At 66.5% G+C, this 22850-nt stretch carries 18 protein-coding genes; 4 read left to right on the forward strand and 14 right to left on the reverse strand.

Annotated features, from left to right (window positions below):
* Positions 1-10: 10 nt before the first annotated feature.
* From ACQCSX_RS09820 to fdxA, 3 genes are all read right to left on the reverse strand, one after another.
* Positions 11-1294, reverse strand: a complete 1284-nt coding sequence (locus tag ACQCSX_RS09820; RefSeq protein ID WP_427018798.1) for a citrate synthase — start codon at positions 1292-1294, stop codon at positions 11-13.
* A 204-nt stretch (positions 1295-1498) separates the two neighbouring features.
* Positions 1499-2659 (reverse strand): succinyldiaminopimelate transaminase, encoded by a 1161-nt coding sequence (dapC, locus tag ACQCSX_RS09825; RefSeq protein WP_427018799.1) that lies wholly within the window; start codon positions 2657-2659, stop codon positions 1499-1501.
* A 9-nt stretch (positions 2660-2668) separates the two neighbouring features.
* A complete protein-coding gene (fdxA, locus tag ACQCSX_RS09830) occupies positions 2669-2992 on the reverse strand; it encodes a ferredoxin (protein ID WP_026555626.1) in 324 nt (107 codons plus the stop codon).
* A gap of 108 nt (positions 2993-3100) precedes the next feature.
* Here fdxA and ACQCSX_RS09835 point away from each other — a divergent pair, with 108 nt between their 5' ends.
* Complete coding sequence (locus tag ACQCSX_RS09835) at positions 3101-3337, forward strand: hypothetical protein (protein ID WP_427018800.1); 237 nt, start codon at positions 3101-3103, stop codon at positions 3335-3337.
* Between the two features lie 10 nt (positions 3338-3347).
* On the opposite strand, the gene ACQCSX_RS09840 is transcribed toward ACQCSX_RS09835, so the two are convergent.
* Positions 3348-4622 carry an MFS transporter gene (locus ACQCSX_RS09840; RefSeq protein WP_427018801.1) on the reverse strand — a complete coding sequence of 425 codons (1275 nt, stop codon included), beginning with the start codon at positions 4620-4622 and terminating at the stop codon, positions 3348-3350.
* Between the two features lie 88 nt (positions 4623-4710).
* Here ACQCSX_RS09840 and ACQCSX_RS09845 point away from each other — a divergent pair, with 88 nt between their 5' ends.
* Positions 4711-5253, forward strand: a complete 543-nt coding sequence (locus ACQCSX_RS09845) for an ArsR/SmtB family transcription factor (protein ID WP_427018802.1) — start codon at positions 4711-4713, stop codon at positions 5251-5253.
* Here ACQCSX_RS09845 and ACQCSX_RS09850 read toward each other — a convergent pair.
* Positions 5250-6569 (reverse strand): PIG-L family deacetylase, encoded by a 1320-nt coding sequence (locus tag ACQCSX_RS09850; RefSeq protein ID WP_427018803.1) that lies wholly within the window; start codon positions 6567-6569, stop codon positions 5250-5252. The two genes, ACQCSX_RS09845 and ACQCSX_RS09850, sit on opposite strands and share 4 nt — an antisense overlap.
* An 84-nt stretch (positions 6570-6653) precedes the next feature.
* Entirely contained in the window at positions 6654-8570 is a 1917-nt protein-coding gene (gene typA / locus ACQCSX_RS09855; protein WP_427018804.1) for a translational GTPase TypA, read from the reverse strand.
* 289 nt (positions 8571-8859) lie between these two features.
* Here typA and ACQCSX_RS09860 point away from each other — a divergent pair, with 289 nt between their 5' ends.
* Positions 8860-9783 carry an SGNH/GDSL hydrolase family protein gene (locus ACQCSX_RS09860; protein WP_427018805.1) on the forward strand — a complete coding sequence of 308 codons (924 nt, stop codon included), beginning with the start codon at positions 8860-8862 and terminating at the stop codon, positions 9781-9783.
* Between the two features lie 87 nt (positions 9784-9870).
* Here the strand turns inward: ACQCSX_RS09860 and ACQCSX_RS09865 are convergent, their stop codons facing one another.
* From ACQCSX_RS09865 to ACQCSX_RS09885, 5 genes are all read right to left on the reverse strand, one after another.
* The gene (locus tag ACQCSX_RS09865; RefSeq protein WP_427018806.1) at positions 9871-11598 is read right to left on the reverse strand and encodes a dipeptide ABC transporter ATP-binding protein; all 1728 of its coding nucleotides are present in this window, start codon (positions 11596-11598) and stop codon (positions 9871-9873) included.
* On the reverse strand, positions 11595-12554 hold the full coding sequence (locus ACQCSX_RS09870; protein ID WP_427018807.1) for an ABC transporter permease: 960 nt from the start codon (positions 12552-12554) through the stop codon (positions 11595-11597). Before ACQCSX_RS09870 ends, ACQCSX_RS09865 begins: the two co-directional genes overlap by 4 nt.
* Positions 12547-13473 carry an ABC transporter permease gene (locus ACQCSX_RS09875; RefSeq protein WP_427018808.1) on the reverse strand — a complete coding sequence of 309 codons (927 nt, stop codon included), beginning with the start codon at positions 13471-13473 and terminating at the stop codon, positions 12547-12549. The genes ACQCSX_RS09870 and ACQCSX_RS09875 overlap by 8 nt, the downstream gene beginning before the upstream one ends.
* Before the next feature lie 125 nt (positions 13474-13598).
* Positions 13599-15248 carry a peptide ABC transporter substrate-binding protein gene (locus tag ACQCSX_RS09880; protein WP_427018809.1) on the reverse strand — a complete coding sequence of 550 codons (1650 nt, stop codon included), beginning with the start codon at positions 15246-15248 and terminating at the stop codon, positions 13599-13601.
* Positions 15249-15508: 260 nt separating this feature from the next.
* Positions 15509-17368: an ABC transporter ATP-binding protein gene (locus tag ACQCSX_RS09885; RefSeq protein WP_427018810.1), complete on the reverse strand. Its 1860-nt coding sequence runs from the start codon at positions 17366-17368 to the stop codon at positions 15509-15511.
* A gap of 84 nt (positions 17369-17452) precedes the next feature.
* On the opposite strand from ACQCSX_RS09885, the gene ACQCSX_RS09890 reads away from it, so the two are divergent.
* Entirely contained in the window at positions 17453-18085 is a 633-nt protein-coding gene (locus tag ACQCSX_RS09890; protein ID WP_427018811.1) for a PH domain-containing protein, read from the forward strand.
* Positions 18086-18112: 27 nt separating this feature from the next.
* Here the strand turns inward: ACQCSX_RS09890 and ACQCSX_RS09895 are convergent, their stop codons facing one another.
* The 3 genes from ACQCSX_RS09895 to ACQCSX_RS09905 all read right to left on the reverse strand — a co-directional run bounded on the left by ACQCSX_RS09895 (position 18113) and on the right by ACQCSX_RS09905 (position 22726).
* Positions 18113-19219 carry an ABC transporter permease gene (locus ACQCSX_RS09895; protein WP_427018812.1) on the reverse strand — a complete coding sequence of 369 codons (1107 nt, stop codon included), beginning with the start codon at positions 19217-19219 and terminating at the stop codon, positions 18113-18115.
* Positions 19219-20757 carry an ABC transporter permease gene (locus ACQCSX_RS09900; RefSeq protein ID WP_427018813.1) on the reverse strand — a complete coding sequence of 513 codons (1539 nt, stop codon included), beginning with the start codon at positions 20755-20757 and terminating at the stop codon, positions 19219-19221. Before ACQCSX_RS09900 ends, ACQCSX_RS09895 begins: the two co-directional genes overlap by 1 nt.
* A gap of 196 nt (positions 20758-20953) precedes the next feature.
* Positions 20954-22726 carry an ABC transporter family substrate-binding protein gene (locus ACQCSX_RS09905; RefSeq protein ID WP_427018814.1) on the reverse strand — a complete coding sequence of 591 codons (1773 nt, stop codon included), beginning with the start codon at positions 22724-22726 and terminating at the stop codon, positions 20954-20956.
* Positions 22727-22850: the final 124 nt, after the last annotated feature.

The raw sequence follows: 22850 nt of genomic DNA on the forward strand, positions 1-22850 counted from the left end.
GCTGGTCTCGCTAGCGCGAGGGGTACATGCGCTCCGCTTCGCCCGTGTAGAGCTGGCGCGGGCGGCCGATCTTGGTCTGCGGGTCCTTCATCATTTCGCGCCACTGGGCAATCCAGCCCGGCAGGCGGCCGATGGCGAAGAGGACGGTGAACATCTTCTCCGGGAAGCCCATGGCCTTGTAGATCAGGCCGGTGTAGAAGTCCACGTTCGGGTACAGGCGGCGGGAGATGAAGTACTCATCCGTCAGGGCCACCTCTTCCAGACGCATGGCGATGGCCAGCAGCTCATCGTTGCCGCCCAGCTTCTCCAGGATCTCGTGGGCCGTGGCCTTGACGATCTTGGCACGCGGATCGTAGTTCTTGTAGACGCGGTGCCCGAAGCCCATGAGCTTCACACCGGCTTCCTTGTTCTTCACGCGCTCGACGAACTTCTCGACGGGCTCGCCGCTGGCCTGGATCTGGCGCAGCATGTTCAGCACGGCCTCGTTGGCACCGCCGTGCAGCGGGCCAAAGAGGGCGTTGATGCCGGCGGAGACGGAGGCGAACATGTTCGCGTTCGCGCTGCCGACCAGGCGGACGGTGGAGGTGGAGCAGTTCTGCTCGTGGTCCGCGTGCAGGATCAGCAGCAGGTCAAGGGCCTTGACCACCACCGGATCCATTTCGTACGGCTCGGCCGGCAGGCCGAAGCTCAGGCGCAGGAAGTTCTCCACCAGGCTCATGGAGTTGTCCGGGTAGAGCATCGGCTGGCCGATGGACTTCTTGTGCGCGTAGGCCGCGATCACGGGCAGCTTGGCCATCAGGCGGATGGTGGCCATTTCCACCTGCTCGTCGTCGAACGGGTCCAGCGAGTCCTGGTAGAACGTGGACAGCGCCGAGACGGCCGAGGAGAGCACCGGCATCGGGTGCGCGTCGCGCGGGAAGCCGCCGAAGAAGCCCTTCAGGTCCTCGTGCAGCAGCGTGTGGCGGCGGATCCGCTGGTCAAAGGCGGCCAGCTCTGCCGGGGTCGGCAGGTTGCCGTAGATGAGCAGGTAGGACACTTCCAGGAAGCTGGAGTGCTCCGCCAGTTCTTCGATCGGGTATCCGCGGTAGCGCAGGATGCCCGCATCGCCGTCGATGTAGGTGATGGCGGACGTGGTGGCGGCCGTGTTCACAAAACCGGGGTCGAAGGTGACCGCGCCGGTGTCCTTGAGCAGCTTGGAAACGTCGTAGCCGTCATTGCCTTCGGCGGCCTTGATCCGCGGAAGATCCAGCTCTCCGCCGTCGTAGCGCAGGGTGGCGCTCGTCGATTCAGTCATGGAGTCCCCTTCATGAGGTAGCCCTGCCAGTTGGCAGAGACCGTGTTTAGCTCTATGAACGCCTGCCCGGCCGGTCCCCCATCTGCACCGGGCAGTGGGGCGCCGCGGCACAGCAGCGTGCATAGACTTCTATGAATGAAAATACCGCCCCGGGACCCATCTTCACTAATCCGCGGCCCGCACATGACCTGCGGCACAGCGGCGTCAGCGGCCGGCGGCAGCCGCCAGCAGGCGCCCGACGGCGGCATCGATCCGCTCATCCGAGCCGGTCAGCGCCACCCGGATGAAGCCGTTGCCGGCCTCGCCGTAGAAGACGCCCGGACCTGCCACGATGCCCAGCTCCGCCAGGCGGCCGATGATGGTCCAGGTGTCCTCGCCGGCGCTGCACCACAGGTACAGTCCGGCCTCCGAATGTGAAATCTCCAGGCCGAAGGCCTCAAGGGCCGGCACCAGACGGCCACGCCGGGCGCGGTACAGGGCCTTCTGCTCCGACACGTGTGCGTCGTCGGCCAGGGCCACGCGCATGGCCTCCTGCACCGGGAACGGCACGATCATGCCGGCGTGCTTGCGGCTGTTGACCAGGTTGGCCATGATGGCCGAGTCCCCGGCCACAAAGGCGGCGCGGTAGCCGGCCACGTTGGACTGCTTGCTCAGCGAGTACACGGCCAGCAGGTTCTCGGTGGACCCGCCGGAGACCTCCGGGGCCAGGATGCTCGGCACCGGCGATCCGCCGCGCTCGGGGTCCCACTCGCCCCAGCCCAGTTCCGCGTAGCACTCGTCGGAGGCGACGACGGCGCCCACCTCGCGTGCCTGCGCCACCAGGGCCCGCAGGGAGGCGGCGTCGCGCACGATGCCGGTGGGGTTGCCGGGCGAGTTGACCCAGATGAGCCGCACGCGGGCGCGGGTGGCGTCGTCGAGCTCGTCCAGCGAATCCGCCGCAACGGCAGTGGCGCCCACCAGGAGCGCACCGATGTCATAGGTGGGGTAGGCCACCGTGGGGCGGACGACGACGTCGCCGGCGCCCAGTCCCAGCAGCAGCGGCAGCCAGGCCACCAATTCCTTGGAACCTACGGTGGGCATGACGTCGGCCGGGTCCAGCCCGGGCACGCCGCGGCGGCGGGCAAACCAGTCCACAATGGCCTGGCGCAGCGCGGGGGTGCCGTGCGTCGTCGGGTAGCCCGGCGCGTCGGCGGCGGCCACCAGGGCCGCCCGGATGAGCTCCGGGGTGGGATCCACGGGCGTGCCGATGGACAAGTTCACCACACCACCGGGATGCTTGGCGGCGGCGGCCAGGTAAGGGGCCATCGCGTCCCAGGGGTACTCGGGCAGCTGCAGGCCAAAGCCCGCGGTGGTTCCGGCAGTCATGGCGAGGTACTAGTCCTGGTTCTGGGGCGGCAGGGCGGCAATGAAGGCGTGGTCGCGGTGGGTGTTGCCAATCTTGGCCGCACCGCCCGGGGAGCCCAGATCGTCAAAGAACTCGACATTGGCCTTGTAGTACTCCGCCCACTCGTCCGGGGTGTCGTCCTCGTAGTAGATGGCCTCAACCGGGCACACGGGCTCGCAGGCACCGCAGTCCACGCACTCGTCGGGGTGGATGTAGAGGGAGCGCTCACCTTCATAGATACAGTCCACGGGGCATTCCTCAATACATGCCTTGTCCTTGACATCCACGCACGGCTGCGCAATTACATACGTCACGTCCCGACCTTCCTGCTCAGAAATCCTTGCCCTGACACGGGCTGGGCTTAGCATCATTATCCCCCACACCCGGCGCCGCCACGAACATGCAAGACCTAGTATGAACAGGTGAACGAGGCCGTAAAGAGAATCCGCGCCCTGCCGCTGGGCACCCGCGTGGTGGTCCGCTATGCATACGACGGCGGCGCCACCGATGCGCTCGGCGAGCTGCTGGCGGTGGACGGCGCCACGGCCACCGTGCGCACCCGGCGCGGGGACGCCGTCGTGCCCTTGGCCGACGTGCTCCTGGCCAAGGAAGTGCCGCCCGCCCCGGCCCCGCGGGCGCGGCGGATCCCGGAGCCGTAGCCGGCCGGGACTATGCCCGCGCCGGTTCCACCGATTCCGGCAGCTTCTTCATGCCCAGCAGCGGGGAGAACAGCAGGGGCAGCGCCGGCAGCAGCCCGCCGGCCGCGGCCACCCAGAGCGCACCTGAGAGCCCCAGCCAACCGGCCAGCAGCCCGGCCGACAGCGCGGCCAGGGGTATGACGCCGAACACGACGAAGCGGATGGAGGCGTTCATCCGCCCCAGCAGCCGCGGCGGGCAGACCCGCTGGCGCATGGTGACCTGCAGAATGTTGTAGACCAGCGTGGCGAAGCTGGCGATGAACTCGGCCGCCACCAGCAGCGCCAGGGCCGGCCAGCCCGGACCGGCCAGCAGCGTCAGCGGCAGCCCCAGCATGGCGGCGCCCCCGGCGACGGCGGCCAGCGGGATCAGGGTCCCCTCCCCCACCCTGCGGCCCAGCCACGGCGCGGCCAGCGCCCCCAGCAGTCCGCCCACCGACCCCACGGACAGGGCCACGCCCAGCCCGGCCGGGCCCAGGCCGAGCTCGCGCAGCACCAGGACGGGCGTGAGCGTGTAGAGGATGGTGGAGAAGGTGTTGAAGCCTGCGGTGGCCAGCACAATCCGGCTGATCAGCGGATGCCGCACCACAAAGGACAGACCCTCCCTGATCTCGGCGGCCAGCGGTGCCCGGCCTTCCATCGGGACCAGCACCTCACCGACGCGGGTCCTGGCCAGGAAGAGCGCACTGGCCAGATAGCCCAGTGACTCGCCGATGAACAGCAGCGGTGCACTGGCCACGGCCAGCAGCGCCCCGCCCAGGGCCGGGCCGCCGATCCGGGAGATTTGCGCCGTGGTTTCCAGCTTGGCGTTGGCCTCGGCCACCGCCGGCCCCGGGACCAGGATGGGCACGATGCTCTGGTAGGAGACGTCGAAGAACACCGTCGCCACACCCACCACGGCGGCCACCAGATAGAGCTGCCACATCATCAGCACGTCCAGCCACCACAGCAGCGGGATGGCGGCCATGGCCGCCATCCGCACCAGGTCAGCGGCGATCATCACCTTGCGCTTGAGCCAGCGGTCCACCCAGGCACCGGCCGGCAGCCCCACCAGCAGGAATGCCGCGGTGGCGGCCGCGTTCAGCGCCCCCACCTCGAATGCGGTGGCGCCCAGCAGCGACACGGCCAGCACGGGGAACGCCAGCAGGCCCAGCTGGGCACCCAATTGCGAGAGCGTCTGGCCTGACCAAAAGCGCAGGAAGTTTCCGTCGGTGGACAGCGACGGCGCCGTACTGGCGGAGGTGGTCATGGTTCGAGTCTGGGCAAGTCATTGGGTTTTGTCAATCACTTGAGATCGCCCCGGCCCGGTGGCCGCGGCATGGCCCTACACTGGAGCCATGGACGATGCGGAGGCCAGAGCCAGGGCACTGAGTTCTCCGGTGCGCCTGCGGATCCTGCGGCTGTGCCTGCACCAGGGGCGCACCAACAAGGAACTGGCCGATGCCCTGGCCATGAACCCCGCCACCGCGCTGCACCACGTGCGCACGCTGCTGGCCACGGGTTTCCTGGCGGCCGGGGACATGCGCACGGGGCGGCGGGGCGCCCGCGAAATCCCGTACCGGGCCACGCGGCTGTCCTGGAGCACCCCCGTGGAGAACATCTCCCCCGTCCTGGTGGAGACGTTCCTGCAGGAGATCAGCGGGCTGGAGCCCGCCGAGATGGATGTCTCGCGGCTGGGGCTGAAGCTGAACAAGGCGCACCAAAAGCAAATGCAGGACCGCATCGGGGCGCTGCTGCAGGAGTATGCGGACATGCCGGCCGACGCCGACGGCGAGCCCACGTCCATCTTTTTTGTGCACCACCCCGACCGGGCCGGCCAGGCCACCACCGGGCAGGCCGACGGCCGGCATCCGGCCGGGCCGGCACCGGAGGGGCGCTAGAACCGCGCGGCGTCCCGGCGCAGCACGGAGCGGCAGATGAGGGCCGCGATGGGCGTGGCCACGGCGATCCCGTACAGCCAGACATTGCCCTGCAGGTTGGCCACAATCAGGCCCAGCCCGCCGCGCGGAATGGAGAGGATGCCGGCCACCGCGTAGGCGACGGCGCCGACGGCGAGGGACACCCAGATGCGCCGGCCCCACAGCCCGGCCACCAGGGCCAGGCTGAGCAGCAGGAGCAGCGCGGCCGCGGCACCCAGCGGCAGCACGCCACCGCTGGTGTACAGGGCCTGGCCGTGCAGCGCCGTACCCAGCAGGCCGGCCCCCAGGCCGGCGCCCACCGCAGCGGCGGCAGCGCCAGCAGCCGACGGGCGCACCGCCGCACTCCGGTGGGCGGCGGCCGGCCGGTGCGCGGGGGCAGTGTCCGCGTGCGCGGCCGGCACAGCCAACTTTTGAAACTCCTCGGTCCCGCTGATGTCCTTCCAAACATCGTCGGAGAGTGCGTACCGGTCCCCCGCCACGGTGACCTGGGTGCGGTGCGACAGCATGGCCGCCGCCTTGGCCGCCTTGGCCGCCTTGTCGCCGTGCACCGCAATCCGCGCCGCATCCGGGTCCAGCGGACGTTCGGGGCGGTCGCTGACGATCGTGAACACCGAGGAAACCTGCCACGGGGCCAGCAGCCCATCGGGGCCCTCGGCCGCCAGTTCGAGGGCACGGATGGCGAGCTCGTGGGTGCGGATGTGGTCCGGGTGGCCGTAGCCGCCGTCGGCCGCGTAGGTGACGACGGCGTGCGGACGCAGGGCGCGGATGAGCCGGGCGGCATGGGCCGCCACCTCATCCAGCGGGGCCCTGGACAGCGACCCCGCCAGGACGGTGTCCGCGGGCATGGCCCGGCCGTCCGGCCCCCACTGCATGCCGGAGTCCCGGTACAGGGTGTCGGTGCCGTCGCCGGCGGCCCCGGCGCCGAGCCAGTGGTGCTCGTGCACGCCCAGCGCCGCGAGGGCACCGGCCAGTTCGTGTTCGCGTTCGGCGGCCAGGCCCGCTCCGCCGTCGGTGGCCCCCTGGCCCACCTCAAGATGGGCCAGCTCCGGCCCGATCACCTCGCCCAGCTCCCCGCGGGTGCAGGTCAGCAGGGCCACCCGCGCCCCGAGCTGGACGTAGCGGGCCATGGTGGCGCCCGTGACGAGGGTTTCATCGTCCGGATGGGCGTGGATGAACAGCAGCCGGGGCGTCTGGGAGTCCGGCACATGCGCCGGCGGGCGCGTTAACGGCAGCAACCCGCCCCAAGGGTTGCCGGGGGCGGGTTGCGGGTGCGTCATGGATCCATCTTGTCAGGAATGTAGCCACGCAGTGGACAAACCAGTGGACACGACAGATCGAACCAAACGCACTAAGCCGTGGTGCTAGGCCTTGGCGCGGGCGCGGGTGGCCTTGGCGCGCTCGGAAGCGTCCAGGATGAGCTTGCGGATGCGGATGGACTCCGGGGTGACCTCCACGCACTCGTCCTCGCGGGCGAATTCCAGGGACTCTTCCAGGGTCAGGTTCCGCGGCGGGGTCAGGTTCTCGAAGGTGTCCGAGGAAGCGGCACGCATGTTGGTGAGCTTCTTTTCCTTGGTGATGTTCACATCCATGTCATCGGCGCGGGAGTTCTCGCCAACGATCATGCCCTCGTAGACCTCGGAGGTGGGCTGGACGAAGAACGAGCCGCGCTCCTGCAGGTTGATCATGGCGAACGGCGTCACGACGCCGGCGCGGTCGGCCACCATGGAGCCGTTGGTGCGGTACTCGATCGGGCCGGCCCAGGGCTCGTAGCCCTCGGAGATGGAGGCCGCGATGCCGGCACCGCGGGTGTCGGTCAGGAAGCGCGTGCGGAAACCGATCAGGCCACGGGCCGGAACGATGAATTCCATGCGGCACCAGCCGGTGCCGTGGTTGGCCATGTTGGTCATGCGGCCCTTGCGGGCGGCCATCAGCTGGGTCACGGCGCCAAGGTATTCCTCGGGCACGTCGATGGTCATGTGCTCCATCGGCTCGTGGGTCTTGCCATTGATGGTCTTGGTCACAACCTGCGGCTTGCCCACGGTCAGCTCGAAGCCTTCGCGGCGCATCTGCTCCACGAGGATGGCCAGGGCCAGCTCGCCACGGCCCTGGACTTCCCAGGCGTCGGGACGCTCGGTGGGCAGAACCCGAATGGAGACGTTACCGACCAGTTCCTTGTCCAGACGGTCCTTCACCTGGCGTGCGGTGACCTTGGCGCCCTTGACGCGGCCGGCCAGCGGGGAGGTGTTGATACCGATGGTCATGGAGATGGCCGGGTCGTCAACGGTGATCAGCGGCAGCGGCTGCGGGTTTTCGAGGTCCGTCAGGGTCTCACCAATGGTGATGTCCTCGATACCGGCAACGGCGACGATCTCGCCGGGGCCTGCGGACTCGGCCGGCACACGGGTCAGTGCCTGGGTGGCCAGCAGTTCGGTGATCTTGACGGGCTTGATGGAACCGTCGTGGCGGGCCCAGGCAACGGTCTGGCCCTTGCGCAGGGTGCCGTTGAAGATGCGCAGCAGAGCCAGGCGGCCCAGGAACGGGGAGGCGTCCAGGTTGGTCACGTGGGCCTGGAGGACACCGTCCGGGTTGTAGGTGGGGGCCGGGATGTGCTCGATGATGGTCTTGAACAGCGGCTCAAGGTCCTCGTTGTCCGGGGCGGCACCGTTCTCGGGCTGCGTCAGGGAGGCGCGGCCCAGCTTGCCGGAGGCGTAGACAACCGGCACGTTCAGCACGGCGTCCAGGTCCAGGTCCGGAACCTCGTCGGCCATGTCCGAAGCCAGACCCAGCAGCAGGTCCATGGACTCGGCGACAACCTCGTCGATGCGGGCGTCGGGGCGGTCGGTCTTGTTGACCAGCAGGATCACGGGCAGCTTGGCGGCCAGCGCCTTGCGCAGCACGAAGCGGGTCTGCGGCAGCGGGCCCTCGGACGCGTCAACCAGCAGCACGACGCCGTCAACCATGGACAGGCCGCGCTCGACCTCGCCACCGAAGTCGGCGTGGCCCGGGGTGTCGATGACGTTGATGGTCATGACCGTCTCCGGGGAGGAGGGTCCGTTGTAGGCCACGGTGGTGTTCTTGGCCAGAATCGTGATGCCCTTTTCGCGTTCCAGGTCACCGGAGTCCATCACACGCTCTGCAACCACGCCGTGCTCGGCGAAGGAGTGCGTCTGCTTGAGCATGGCGTCCACCAAGGTGGTCTTGCCATGGTCAACGTGCGCCACGATGGCGACATTGCGCAGGTCATTGCGCGAGGCAGTGTTGACGGTGGTTTCAGTCATGCGGAAAGACTCGTTTCAGTATGGTCCTGGCCCGACGGCCCGCAAGGGCCATGGCAGAAACTCACAATAGATGGTGGGCCGCGAATATCGGCAGATAACACCATTCTAGACCGTCAGGCAAAAAATGGCCTAAACACCCTATCCCATCGCGACGAAAAACGCAGCGTGCGGCGCAAGAAGGGTGCCGTTCACCGCATCCGGGCGTGGCTCGCCGCAGCAATGGAGCCGTTGGCAATGTCGGCTGGCTATAGTGTGCGTTGTCAGCACTCCAGCAGTGAAGGAACCCAGCATGGCCGGCGCAAGAACAGTACGCAGTTGGGCGGCTGCCCTGGCGTGTGCCGTGGCGCTGTCGGGCTGCGGGATCGGCGCCGCCGGCCAGCGCCCGCTCGCGGCCGGAACGGCTCCCGAGGCGTCTGCCACGGCCTCCGCCAGCGCCAGCATCCCGCGGGTGGATGAGGTCAACCCCGCGCCCGACGGAATCCGCGCCAAGGGCAACAGTGCGCCGGACGAGGCCGTCACCCCCTGGGACCTCCCCGCCGGCTCGCTCTACCAAAATCCCGCCAGCGGCCGGCGGGAAATCATCGACCCCACGGTGGCCCAATCCGTCGTGCTGATGGGCGATTCCCAGTCCGCGGGTGCGGCGGGGGTCCAGGGTCCGAACACGTGGGTGCAGCGTGCCCTCGCGGCACAGGGCTACAAGGTGCAGTTCTTTGGTGCAGGCGGCACGGGATTCGTCGCGCGGACCACCCTTTCCCCCAACTATCCGGACGCGGTGGAGAGCGGGCGGGCACTCCTCCCCTATGGCAACCCGGCGCTGGTGGTGGTCGAGGGCGGCGGAAACGATGCCGGCCGCGGCGTGACCGACGCCCAGATCCTCGCCAACGCCACACGTCTGGTGAAGGACCTGAAGTCCAGCTACCCGGCGTCGAAGTTCCTGCTCATCGGCACCCTGGCCAAAGGCGCCGCCAACGGCGGCGGCCGGCGCACCCAGATTGATGACCTGCTGGCCGGTTTTGCCCGCAGCAACGGGCTGGCCTTCATCGGCCCCGGAGACTGGGTGACCCGCTACGGCGTGGCCGCCAAGCTGGCCGACGGCGTGCACCTGACCGCCGAGGGGCACCAGGTGCTGGGCGGCGTGCTGGCGGGGCAGTTGAAGGCCCTGGGCCTGAACGGGCCCCCGCCCAAGCAAACGCCCAGCCAACCGCCCAGATAGCCGCACGACGGCGCCGGGCGGGCCCCGGAGGTCCGGAACCCGCCCAGCGGATGGTGCCTGTCCGGCGGCCCGGGCGGCAGCGGGCTCCTAGGCGGCGTCCGAAGCAAGCTCCAGCCGGGAACCCGGGATGGCGTCGAGCAGATCGCGCGTGTACTGCTTGGCCGGGGCGTTGAACACCTCATCGGTGCTGCCGGTCTCCACGATCTTGCCCGTCTCCATGACGCAGACATGGTCGGCAATCTGGCGCACCACGGCAAGGTCGTGCGTGATGAACATGTACGTCAGCCCGAGCTCGGCCTGCAGATCCGCCAGCAGGTTCAAAATCTGCGCCTGGACCAGCACGTCAAGGGCCGAGACGGCTTCATCGCAGATCACCACCTCCGGGTCCAGGGCCAGCGCCCGGGCAATGGCAACCCGCTGGCGCTGGCCGCCGGAGAGTTCATTGGGGAAGCGCGCCATGGAAGAGGCGGGCAGCGCCACCTGGTCCAGGAGCAGGCGGACCTTTGCCTCCCGGCTTTTCCTGTCCCCGATCCCATGGACCCGCAGCGGCTCCTCGATGGTCCTAAAGATGTTGTACATCGGATCCAGGGACCCGTAGGGGTCCTGGAAGATCGGCTGCACCCGCCGGCGGAAGTTGAACAGGGACTTCTTGTCCAGGGCCGTCAGATCCACGCCATCAAAAATGATGTTTCCCCCCGTGGGCTTCTCCAGGTTCAGCACCATCTTGGCCACTGTGGATTTGCCCGAACCGGACTCCCCCACCACTGCCACGGTGGTGCCGCGCTTGATGGTGAAGGAGACATCGTCCACGGCCTTGAACTCCGAGGTCCCCCTGAGCCCGCCGCGCAGCGTGTACACCTTGGTGAGGTTCTTGACCTGGATGATGTCATCGGTGGCGGCCGCCACGGCCGCCGACGGCGCCAACACCTCGGCCGACTCCCGTCCCACGGCCTTCGCCGACTGGATCCGCTTCGAGGCCAGGGACGGCGCGGAGGCCACCAGGCGCTGGGTGTACGGGTGGCGCGGATTGCGCAGGATCTCCAGCGCCGGGCCGGACTCCACCACCGCTCCCTTGTACATCACGACGACCTTTTCGGCGCGTTCGGCCGCGAGGCCCAGATCGTGGGTGATCAGCAGGACGGCGGTGCCCAGCTCGGCCGTCATCGCGTCCAGGTGGTCCAGGATCTGGCGCTGCACCGTCACGTCCAGCGCCGACGTCGGTTCGTCGGCGATCAGGAGCCGGGGGCTGCAGGAGAGCCCGATGGCGATCAGAGCCCGCTGGCGCATGCCGCCGGAAAACTCGTGCGGATACTGCTTCGCCCGGCGGGCGGCGTCGGGCAGCCCGGCGTCGGCCAGCACCTCGGCCACCTGCGCATCGATGTCCTTGCGGGCGAGGTTGTTGGCCTTGAGCGTTTCCTTGACCTGGTAGCCGATTTTCCACACCGGATTCAGATTGGACATGGGATCCTGCGGCACCATGCCGATGGACCGGCCCCGCAGTTCCACGATGCGTTTGCTGTTGGCCTGGGCCAGGTCCTCGCCGTCGAACAGGATCTGGCCGCCGCTGACACGCCCGTTGGCGGGCAGCAGCCCAATGGCGGCCAACGCCGTCGTCGATTTTCCGGAGCCGGATTCGCCCACGATCGCCACGGTTTCACCGGGTATGATGGTCAGGTTGGCGTTCCGCACGGCGGCAACGTCGCCGGATGCGGTGCTGAAGGTGATGGCCAGGTCGCGGATCTCCAGCAGCGGACGCGGTGCACCGCCATCCGTGGCGGAGATGCGAACCGGGGTTAGGAGGGTATCTTCGCTCATCGTTTACGGGCCTTCGGGTCAAGAGCATCACGCACGGCATCGCCCAGCATGATGAAACTCAGTACGGTGATCGACAGGGCCAAGGCTGGCCATAAAAGCGTCGACGGATTGTTGCGCAGTGAGCTCTGCGCCGCGGCGATATCGTTGCCCCACGACATCACGGAGCCCGGCAGGCCGATGCCCAGGAAGGACATGGTCGCCTCCGCCACGATGTAAATGCCCAGCGAAACCGTGGCAATGACAATGACCGGTGACAGCGAGTTCGGGATGACGTGGGTGAGCAGCACCTTGCCCCGGGACACGCCCAGGGACCGGGCCGCCACCACGAAGTCCGCATTGCGGACCTCAATGACTGCCCCGCGGGTAATGCGGGCAATCTGGGGCCAGCCCAGGACCACCAGCGTGATGACGACCGTCCAGACGCTGCGGTTCTCGCGGATGGCCGGCAGTGAATTGATCACGATGGCGCCCAGGATCAGCGGCAAGGCGAAAAAGATGTCACCGATGCGGGCCAGCACCGAATCAATCCAGCCGCCGTAGAAGCCGGCCACGGCACCGGCGGTGCCGCCAATGAGCAGGACGCCCAGGGTGGAGAACACGCCAACGGTCAGCGAGGCCTGGGTTCCGTGGATCAGCCTCGAATAGACGTCGCAGCCCTGCAGGGTGAACCCGAGCGGATGGCCGCTGGCCGGACCGGCGTTGGAGTTGATGAGGTCGCACTCCGTGGGCGAGGCCTGGGCAAACAGACCCGGCAGGAAGGCGACCACGACGACGAGCAGGATCAGCAATGCGGAAACCACAAAGAGGGGCTGGCGGCGGAGGTTCCGCCACGCCTCCGCCCATAGGCTCAGCGGTGCAGCCTGTTCGTTGAGCTGGTCAGTGCCGTGCAGCGGCGTCGCACTAATGTCTGCGACGAAATGTTCAATCACATAGGTGTTTTGGATTTTCTCAGGCATAACGAATCCTTGGGTCTAGCCAGGCATAAAGCAGGTCAACCAACAAATTTGCGAGGACAAACACCAGAACAAGGACGCTGACGATGGAAACCACCATCGGTCCCTCGCCGGCAAGCACCGCCTTGTAAAGCGTATTGCCCACACCGGGAACGTTGAAGATGCCCTCTGTGACAATGGCCCCGCCCATCAGGCCGCCGAGGTCGGCACCCAGAAAAGTGACGACGGGGATCATGGAGTTCCGCAGAATGTGCACGATGATGACCCGGGGCCGCGAGAGGCCCTTGGCCGTGGCCGTGCGCACGTAGTCGGCATTCATGTTTTCCAGCACGCTGGTGCGGGTCAGCCGCAGGACGTAGGCGAACGAAACGAGCCCCAGCACGATGGCGGGAAGCAGCAAATCGCCCCAGTCGGCGGCGCTGCCGACCGTGGGCTTGGCCCAGCCGAGCTTCACGCCAACCACAAACTGCAGCAAGAACCCGAGAACAAAAACGGGGATGGCAATGACCACCAGAGAGGCAATGAGCACTGAGCCATCAAAGAGCTTCCCCTTGCGCAGTCCGGCGATGACGCCGAAGGTGACACCGAAGACTGCCTCAATGGCCAAGGCCAGCACGGCCAGCCGGGCCGTGACGGGGAAGGCCTGGCTCAGGACCGCGGCGATCGGACGGCCGGAGAAGCTGGTGCCCAGATCGAACGTCAGCAGGTTCTTCAGGTAGATGCCGTACTGGACGACGAACGGCTGGTCCAAATGGTATTGGGCCGTCAGCTGGGCCGCGACGGCGGGGCTGATGGGTTTTCCGCCGGACAAGGCGTCGATCGGACTGCCCGACATGGAGAAAACCAGAAAATAGACAAGCAACGTGGCCCCGAAAAATACGGGAATAACATGGAGCGCACGCCGGAGGATAAACCTTTGCATTACAGGATCCTTTTGGAATCGGTGTAACCAAAAGGGGTATGCATAAACACCCTTTTGGCAATGTACAAATACGGACGGCAAGGGGGCCTGGCGGTGGCCGGACCCCATTGCCGCCCGTTACATGGTTATTTGCCCGCGATGTTGTAGTAGAGCGGGACACCATTCCAGCCGAAGTCGACTCCGCTGACGTTGTTGCTCCAGCCACCCGTCTGGGAGGCATACCAGAGCGGGATCACCGGCAGATCCTTGAACAGGATCTCCTGGGCCTGGTTGAGGACCTTGGTGCCGTCCGCGGCACTGCCGGCGGCCAGGCCGGACTTCAGCGCGGCGTCGAACGCGGGGCTCGTGTAGTCGCCGTCGTTCGAACCAGCACCCGTGGCGTACAGTGGGCCGAGGAAGTTGTACAGCGACGGGTAGTCACCCTGCCAGCCGGCGCGAGATGCCCCGGTCAGCGACTTCTTCTTGACGTCGTTGCGCAGTTCCTTGAAGGTCGAGTACGGCTTGCCCTCGGCATTGATGCCCAGTGCGTTCTTGATCTGGTTGGCTGCAGCGTCAACCCATTCCTTGTTTCCGGCGCCGTCGACGTTGTAGGCCAGGGTGAAGGTCGAACCATCCCACGGGGTGATGGCGTTCGCCTGGTCCCAGAGCTTCTTGGCAGCGGCCGCGTCGTACGTGAGCACATCCGACCCCGGGATATCGGCGCTGTAGCCCTCGATGACCGGAGCGGTGAAGTCCTTGGCCGCCTTCTTCGTGTTGTTGAAGATCTTGTCGATGATCAGGTCGCGGTCAATGGACTTGGAGATGGCCTGGCGGCGCAGCTGCCCCGCCTCACCCTGGAAAGCGGGCAGGTAGCTGGGGATGGTCAGCGTGGAGTTGCCCGCATAGGCCTTGACGATGCTGCGATCGCCCAGATCCTGCTGGAAGGACTTGATGCTGCTGGCCGGAATGCCGTCCAGTACGTCCAGGTTGTCGGCCAACAGGTCCTGGTAGGCCGCATCCGGGGTGGTGTAGATCTTGAAGGTCACGCCGGCATTCTTCGCCTTGCGCGGACCCTCGTAGTTCGGGTTCGGCACCAGGTCCAGCTGCGTGTTGTGCTGCCAGTCCTTGAGCAGGTACGGACCGTCGCCAACGGGCTTCTCGCCGTACGCCTTGGGGTCCTTGATCGCGGCGTCCGGCAGCGGGAAGAACGCCGTGTAGCCCAGGCGCAGCGTCCAGTCGGACTCGGCCTGGTTGAGCTTGACCGTGAACGTCGTGTCGTCAACCAGCTTCAGTCCGGACATGGTCGCCGCGGTGGGTGCCGCCGTCTTGCCGTCTGCCGCCATGGCACTGACCGCGTCATAGCCTTCGATGGACTCGAAGAAGTAGGAGTTCAGCTGGGCGTTGGTGCTCAAGGCACCGAAGTTCCAGGCGTCCACGAAGTTCTTGGCCGTGATGGGCGAGCCGTCGCTGAACTTGTGCCCGCTCTTGATCTTGATGGTGTAGTTCTGCGAATCGGTGCTCGAGATCGAGTCTGCCAGTTCGTTCACCGGCTTGCCCGACGCGTCGTAGCTGACCAGTCCACTGAAGAGCAGGTCCATCACGCGGCCGCCGAAGACCTCATTGGTGTTGGCCGGCAGCAGCGGGTTCTGCGGCTCGCCGCCGAACGCCGTGATTACTTTGCTTGAATCTGAGGAACCGCCAGCGGTTCCGGTGCTGCTGCTGCCGCCGCAGGCCGTCAGGGCCAGTGCAACTGCCGCTGCAACTCCTAGAGCTTTGGAAATACGCGAAATACGCACTCCGCCTCCTGTTTCTTGTGCAAGGAAGACCCGGCAATTGATTTTTCGCCGGGGGAAATCGATCACAGGCTTGTGGCCCGGATCACATCCAAGGAACACTAGCGGCAGTCGGCGGTTTAGTGAAATCGATGGTCCATGCAGCGGATCGGCGGAAATTGGAGGCAGTCCGCCGGCCGCCCAACGGCCCGTGGCGGGTCCCGGAAGTCCGGAACCCGCCCAGGCGGATGGTGCGTATTTCCAGGGCCGGTGCGGCCCTGCCCTTAGTCGGTGCCCGTGGCGAGCAGCTGCTCGCGCAGCTCCCGGCGCTCGCGCTGCTTGTCCGGATCCGGCAGCGGCACGGCGGCCAGCAGGCGCTGCGTGTACCCCTCCTGCGGGTTGCGCAGGATCTCATCGCGCGTGCCCTGCTCCACGATGGCACCGCGCTGCATCACCACGATGCGGTCGGCCAGGTAGTCCACCACGGCCAGGTCGTGGGTGACGAACAGGCAGGCGAACTTCAGCTCCTGCTGCAGGCTCTTGAGCAGGTCAAGCACCTTGGCCTGGACCGAGACGTCCAGGGCGGAGGTGGGCTCGTCCGCCACCAGCAGCTGCGGCTTGAGCGAGAGCGCCCGGGCGATGCCCACGCGCTGCTTCTGGCCGCCGGAGAGCTCGTGCGGGTAACGGTTGCGGTAGGAGCGCGGCAGCTCCACCTGGTCCAGCAGCTCCTCGATCCGCTTCTGCAGCGCGGCGCCCTTGGCCACCTTGGCCAGGAACATCGGCTCACCGATGCTCTCGCCCAGCGGCAGCCGCGGGTTCAGTGAGGAGGACGGGTCCTGGAAGACCATGCCCACCTTCTGGCGCAGCGCGCGCAGATCCTTCGGGTGTGCGTTGGTGATGTCCTGGCCCACCACGTGCAGCGTGCCGGCGGCCACCGGCAACAGCCCGACGGCGGCGCGTCCCACGGTGGTCTTGCCCGAGCCGGACTCGCCCACCAGGCCCACCACCTGGCCGGGGTAGATGGTGAGGTTGACGCCCTCCACGGCCCGGAACGCCGGAACCCGCCCCTGCTTGGGGTATTCGATGGCGACGCCGGTCAGCTCCAGCACGGCCGCGCCGTGGACCCTGGTGCCCTCGGCGCGGGCCGCGGCCAGCGCTGCGGCCAGCGCCTGCTCGTTCTTCGCCTCGCGCTGGGCCAACTCCACGGCGCCGACTCCGGCCAGTTCGGCATGCGTCACGGCGGCCAGTGCCGCCGTGACATCCACATCCGCGTCCTTGCCCGAGCCCTGGCCCAGGTGCGGCACGGCGGCCAGCAGCGCCTGGGTGTAGGGGTGCTTCGGGTGGTTGAAGATGTCGTTCGCCGTGCCGGTCTCCACAATGACGCCCTTGCGCATGACGGCGATGCGGTCCGCGAGGTCCGCCACCACGCCCATGTCATGAGTGATCAGCACGATGGCCGAGTCCAGCTTGTTGCGCAGGTTGCGCATCAGGTCAAGGATTTCGGCCTGCACCGTGACGTCCAGCGCCGTCGTCGGCTCATCGGCGATCAGCAGTTTGGGATCGCAGGAGAGCGACTGGGCAATCATGGCGCGCTGGCGCTGGCCACCGGAGAGCTGGTGCGGGTAGGACTTGAACGCCTTCTCCGGATCCGGCAGTTCCACCAGCTCGAGCATCTTGATGGCCCGCTCACGCGCCTCGTCCGGGGAAATGGCGTTGTGCAGGCGCAGGGTCTCCATGATCTGGAAACCGATGGTGTACACCGGGTTCAGGGCCGTCATGGGCTCCTGGAAGATCACCGCCACGTCCTTGCCGCGGATCTGGCGCAGCTTGGCCGGGCCGGCGGCAAGGATTTCCTCGCCGTTGAGCTTCACGGAGCCGGTGACGCGGCTGTTGGAGGGCAGCAGGCCCAGGATGGCCATGGAGCTGGCGCTCTTGCCCGAGCCCGACTCGCCGACGATGGCCAGCACCTCTCCGGCGCGGACCTCATAGTTCAAGCCGATGGCGGCCGGGACCCACGCCTTGTCCACGCCAAAGTCGACGGACAGGTTGGACACCTCCAGCACGGGTGCCCGGCGGCGGGCCCGGAGAGGGGCGGCGTCGATGATTTCTACGTTGTCTTCATTTTCTTCGGGGTTCTTGCTCATCTTGGGTTATTTCCTTCCGCCCGAGGCCAGTCCGGTGGCAGCGATGGTGGTGAACTGGCATGGATTCGATGAAACGATGGGGACATGGATACCGCAAACACTGGCCAGCCCGCTTCCCAGACCGGTGTGTTCCGGCCCCGCACCAGCGTGCTGCTGGCGGGTTTCCTCTGGGTGCTGGCGGCCGTGGCCGCAGCGTCCACACTGGCCAGTGGCCTGGCCGGGCTGCGCGGCATCCCGTTCGCCCTGGGCCTGGCATTTCTTGGCTATTGGCTGTTCTGGTTTCCGACAGTGGTGGTGGCGCCCGACGCCGTCGTGCTGCGCAATCCGCTGCGCACCATCAGCATCCCGTGGGATGCGCTGATCAACGTGGACACCAAGTACGCGCTCACCCTGGCCACCGTGAAGGGCTCCTTCACGGCCTGGGCCGCGCCCGCCCCGGGGGTGCTGGGCACCTACCGGGCCAAGCCCGCCGACGCCAGGGGCCTGCCATACTCCAGCTACGGTGCCGGCGGCGCCATGCGCCCCGGCGATCTGAAGAACTCGGATTCCGGCGCCGCGGCCTATTTGGTCCGCACCCGCTGGGCCGCGCTGGCCGAGGCCGGCACGCTCAATGTGGAGGCGACCGAGACCGCCACGGCCAGCGTCAGGTGCAACTGGGCACTGGTGGGTGCCGCCGTCGTGCTGGCCGTGGCCGTGGCCGCCTCGTTCTCCGTCTAGATGGGCCAGGTTCCGCGGATCCATGGTCTAGGCCTTCGGAGCCGGCTTGGCTTTCTTGGAGTTGAACTTCTTCTGCCGCGGGTCGAACGCATCGCGCAGCCCGTCGCCGATGAAGTTGATGCACAGGCAGATCACCACGATGAACAGGCCCGGCCACCAGAACAACCACGGGCGGGTGGAGAACGCCTCCTGGTTGTTGCTCACCAGCAGGCCCAGCGAGGTGTCCGGTGCCGTCACACCGAAGCCCAGGTAGCTCAGGCCGGCCTCCAGCAGGATGGCCGAGGACATCAGCAGCGTGGTGTTGACAATGATGGTGCCGAACGCGTTGGGCAGGATGTGCTTGAAGATGATCCGGGCGTTCGAAGCACCCGCAATCCGGGCGGCGTCGACAAACTCGCGCTCGCGCAGGGACAGGAACTCCCCGCGCACCAGCCGGGCCAGGCCGGTCCAGATGACCAGCCCCAGAAATGTGCCCAGCAGCACCACGCCAAAGTTGTGCTGTAGCCAGCCGAAGATGGTGTCCATCAGGCTGCGGTCCACTCCCACGCTCCCGTCGGCCTCGATGACCGTGGTGCCGCCGCCGGCGTTGCCGGCCACGCGGCCCATCACGGCCGCCAGCACGATCACCGGGATGATGATGATGACGTCGGTGAAGCGCATCAGCACGGCCTCGACCCAGCCGCGGAAGTAGCCCGCCAGCGCGCCGACGACGACGCCGATCACCGTGCCGATGATGCCGATGGTGAACATCACGAGGATGGACAACTGGGCTCCGCGCATGGTCATCGCGAACATGTCCCGGCCCACGCGGTCCTGGCCGAAGGGATGCTCCCCCCAGGCGAACGGCCCAGTGATGGTGGGGGCGCCGCCGTTGGCGATGGGCAGGACCTGGTCGTAGCTGAACTTCCACCAGCCCGGGATGTTGATCCAGCCCCAGAGCTTGATGCCCTGCGAGCTGAACACGAGGAGGAACACGAGGGCAAAGACCACCATGGCCACCATGGCGCCGGTGTGGCCAAAGAAGCGCTTGCGGATGATCTGGCCCTGGCTGAGGCCCCTGACCTCGTCGGCGTGGTTGCCGGGCTGCTCGGGCGGAAGGTGGGGTGTGGTTTCGGGGGAAACGATGGTAGTCATTACTTCACCTTCACTCGCGGGTCGAGGGCCGAGTAGACCAGGTCGGCCATCAGGTTGAACAGCAGGGCGGTGATGCCAACCACCACGAAGAAGCCCATCACGGGGTTCGGGTCGACCAACAGCAAACCTTGGGCGAACATGGTGCCCATGCCGCTGAAGGAGAAGACCCTCTCGGTGATCACTGCACCTCCGATCAACCCTCCGATGTCGAAGGCCACCACCGTGGCCAGCGGGATCAGCGCGTTGCGGAACGCGTGGCGCATCACCACCGTCCGCTCGGAGAGGCCCTTGGCCCGTGCCGTGCGGATGTAGTCCATGTTCATGATCTCCAGCATGGATCCGCGCGAGTAGCGGGTGTAGGAGGCAATGGAAATCAGGATCAGGGCGATGGTGGGCAGCAGCAGGTGGGTCATCCGGTCCAGCGTGCCGGTCCAGAAATCCCCGTCGAAGTTGGGGGTGCTGGCACCGATGGTCGGGATCGGACGGCCCCGGATCTTGGAGTTGTCGAAGTAGGCCGGCCAGGCCTGCATGAACCTGTCCGCCATGATCAGCACGCCCACCAGGAACGCCGTCAGCGCGGCGGAGCGCATGTTCTGGCCGCGGTCGTAGCCGCCCATCAGCCGGCCCACCAGGATGCCAACCGCCACTGCCACAATGGCCAGCAGGACGATCATCAAGGGAGTGGCCGCAGCCAGCAGGGGCTGGATCGGGAAGTAGAGGACCACGCCGATGCCGGCCGTGATCAGGGCTGAATAGAGCGCCTTCTTGTTCTTCAGCCCGGCGCTGAGGGTGGTGATGCCGAAGGCAAAGCCGACGGCGGTGAGCGCTATGACCACCAGTCCCAGCCCGGGAGTCAGGAACCACTTCGTCATGGAGAGGAGTTCAAGGATGACGGCGGAGGCCACGACCGTGGCACCAAAGGCGATCCAGCGGCGCGTTGCGGCACCGCCGGCAATGGCCATGGCAACCAGCCCCAGCACAATGGCCAGCAGCACCACCACCGGCAGCGGGATGGTGGCGTCCTTGAGGAAGTTGTTGAAGCCAATGGCCCCGTACTCCTTCAACAGCACCGCGGCCCAGAAGATCGGCAGCGAGAAGAAGAGGAAGGCCATGAAGGTCACGCCGTAGTCCAGCGCGCTGTACTGGCGCAGGGCCGTGACAATGCCCAAGGTGACGCCGATCAGGATGGCCAGGATGACGGCCACGGTGACCAGGGAAAGCGTCTGCACCATCGCGATACCGAGCTGCTCGGTGACGGCCTGGCCCGCCAGGTTCTTGCCCAGGTCGCAGGTGTTGGCGAAAGGCACCAGGCAGCCTGCGGCGCCCTTGAGCCAGATGAAGTAGCGCAAGGGCGCGGGCACGTTGAGACTGAGCAAGTCTGTGCGCTGCTGGATCAGCTGCGCTTTGTTGGGTGAGGAGCTGGCCCTCAGTTCCGCCAGGGGATCTCCAGACGCCGCTGTCAGAAGATAGACCAGGAAGGATGCGCCCAACAGGATGAGCACGGCGGTAACGATCCGCCGGACGATATACGTCGCCATGTTCTAGGACCTCGATTGTCGGTTTCCGGGGTTGTCCCGGGTGAAGACTTTTCTTTAGGTGGCGCGGGTGGAGCAGGCCCGCGGCGCGCGGTCCCGGCGGGGGTCTTCGGTCCACCGGGGCGTGCTTACCAGAAAAGCGCTGGGACCGGTTGTGCGGTCCCAGCGCTTTCCCAGATTCTCCATTAGAGCGCGGGGCCTACTTAGAGGTCCAGTCCCAGAAGTTCCACCAAACACCGGTCTGGTTCGACATGAACTTCACGCCGGTGATCTTGTCGCTGTAGGCGTCAACATTCACCGACTGGAACAGCGGCAGTCCGTACTTGGAGTCCCAGATGATCTTGTCGATCTGGGTGTTCAGCTCGTCCTGCTTGGCCTTGTCGGTGGTGACAACGAGCTGGTCCATCAGCTTGTCGGCATCCGGGTTGGAGAAGCCGTTGAAGTTGTTGCCTGCACCGGTCTTGAACAGCTGCGGAACGGAGGATACGCCAACGCCGGAGCTGATCCAGCCGAAGATGGTGGCGTCGTAGGTGCCGTTTCCGAGCGCCTTGGACCAGTCCGACTTGCCCAGGCCGCCGTCGACCAGCTTGAAGCCCGCCTTCGCTGCGTTGGCGGCAATGAGCGTGTAGGCGTCCAGACGGTTGGGGTTGTCCTTGTTGTACATGATGCGCACCGTGGGGGTGGCACCGTTGAGGAGCGTCTTGGCGCCCTCGATGTCAACCGCACCGTATTTGGAAGAGCCGTTGTTCTTCGCGGAGTTCTCGTAGCCGGCCTGCTGCGGGATGAAGATCTGGGAATCCAGGACCTTCGCCTTGTCATCGAGGGGCTTGATGATCTTGTCCAGGATGTCGTGGCGCGGAACGACCTTCATGAACGCCTCGCGGACGTTGGCGTCGGCAAAGACACCGCTGAAGTTCAGGTCCAGGTGGTCGTACGCCAGCTGGGCGCCCTGGTCAACCGTGATGCCCTGGCTCTCCAAGGCCTTGAGCTGGCTGACCGTGTCGGCCGAGGGCTGCGGGGCAATGATGTCGGCCTCGCCGTTCTTCAGTGCCGAGATCGCAGCGGAGGCGTCGCCAATGTAGCGGACGGTAATGGAATCAAGGTGCGATGCCGGGCCCCAGTTGTAGTCGGGGTTCTTCACCAGCGTCATGGACTGCTCGGGCTCCATGGTCTTGGCCATGTAGGCACCGTTGGACAGCGCCAGCGACGGGTCGGGCATGGTCTTGGTGTCGAAGCCGGTGTTCCACAGGTCGGCAACCTTCTTCAGCTCGGGGCTGGCGGCGGCCGGAGCCTCCGGGTTGCCCTTGGGCAGACCCTTGAGGAAGGCGGTGAGTGCATCCGCATCCTTGAAGCCGGTCTTGCTTGCCACCACGTGGGCGGGGATCTCAACCAGGCTGCCGAAAGCGACTTCCCAGTCGGCGAAGGGCTTGGAGTACTTCAGTGTCACGGACTTGCCGTTGTCGCCGATCTCCGGGAAGTCGGTCAGGCCCAGGCCGGTGCTGTCACCGGCGTACTGGAAGTAGCTGGTGCCCGCGCTGCCGTCGGCATTGGCATCATTGTAGTGGGCGGAGTACGCGGCCCACTGGAGGATGAGGTCGTTCGCGTCCACCGGAGCGCCGTCGGACCACTTGACGCCGTCGTTGATGGTGTACTTGATGGTCAACGGATCATCGGAGACCTTCTCGTACTTGCCAAACTTCTCGTTCTTGACCACATTGAGGTTGTTGTCAATGTAGTTGAAGCCGGAGTGGGTCGCGTACGAAATCTTGGAGTTGATGTCCGAGTTGCCATCGGCGGTGTTCGCGTTGAACGAGCTGAAGCCGTTCGTCTCGACGACGGTGGCGCTGCCACCCTCTTTGCCGCCGGCAGCGGACGTGGTGCTGCCGCTGCCCGATGTGCTGGCGCAAGCGCTCAGCGCAAGGGCCGCGATTGCCGCAACGCCCACTGCTTTGGAAATACGTGCGAAACGCATTCCGCCTCCTATGTATGTGCTTTGACGTGGTAACCAGAGGGCTATCCCCCCGGCCCGGCAACCCCAGCCTGTCCGACTGGTGAGCTGCCTCACAGAATTAGAAGCCTAATCAAGTTTTGTTACC

This window comes from Pseudarthrobacter sp. P1 (assembly GCF_050156935.1).
GTDB lineage: Bacteria > Actinomycetota > Actinomycetes > Actinomycetales > Micrococcaceae > Specibacter.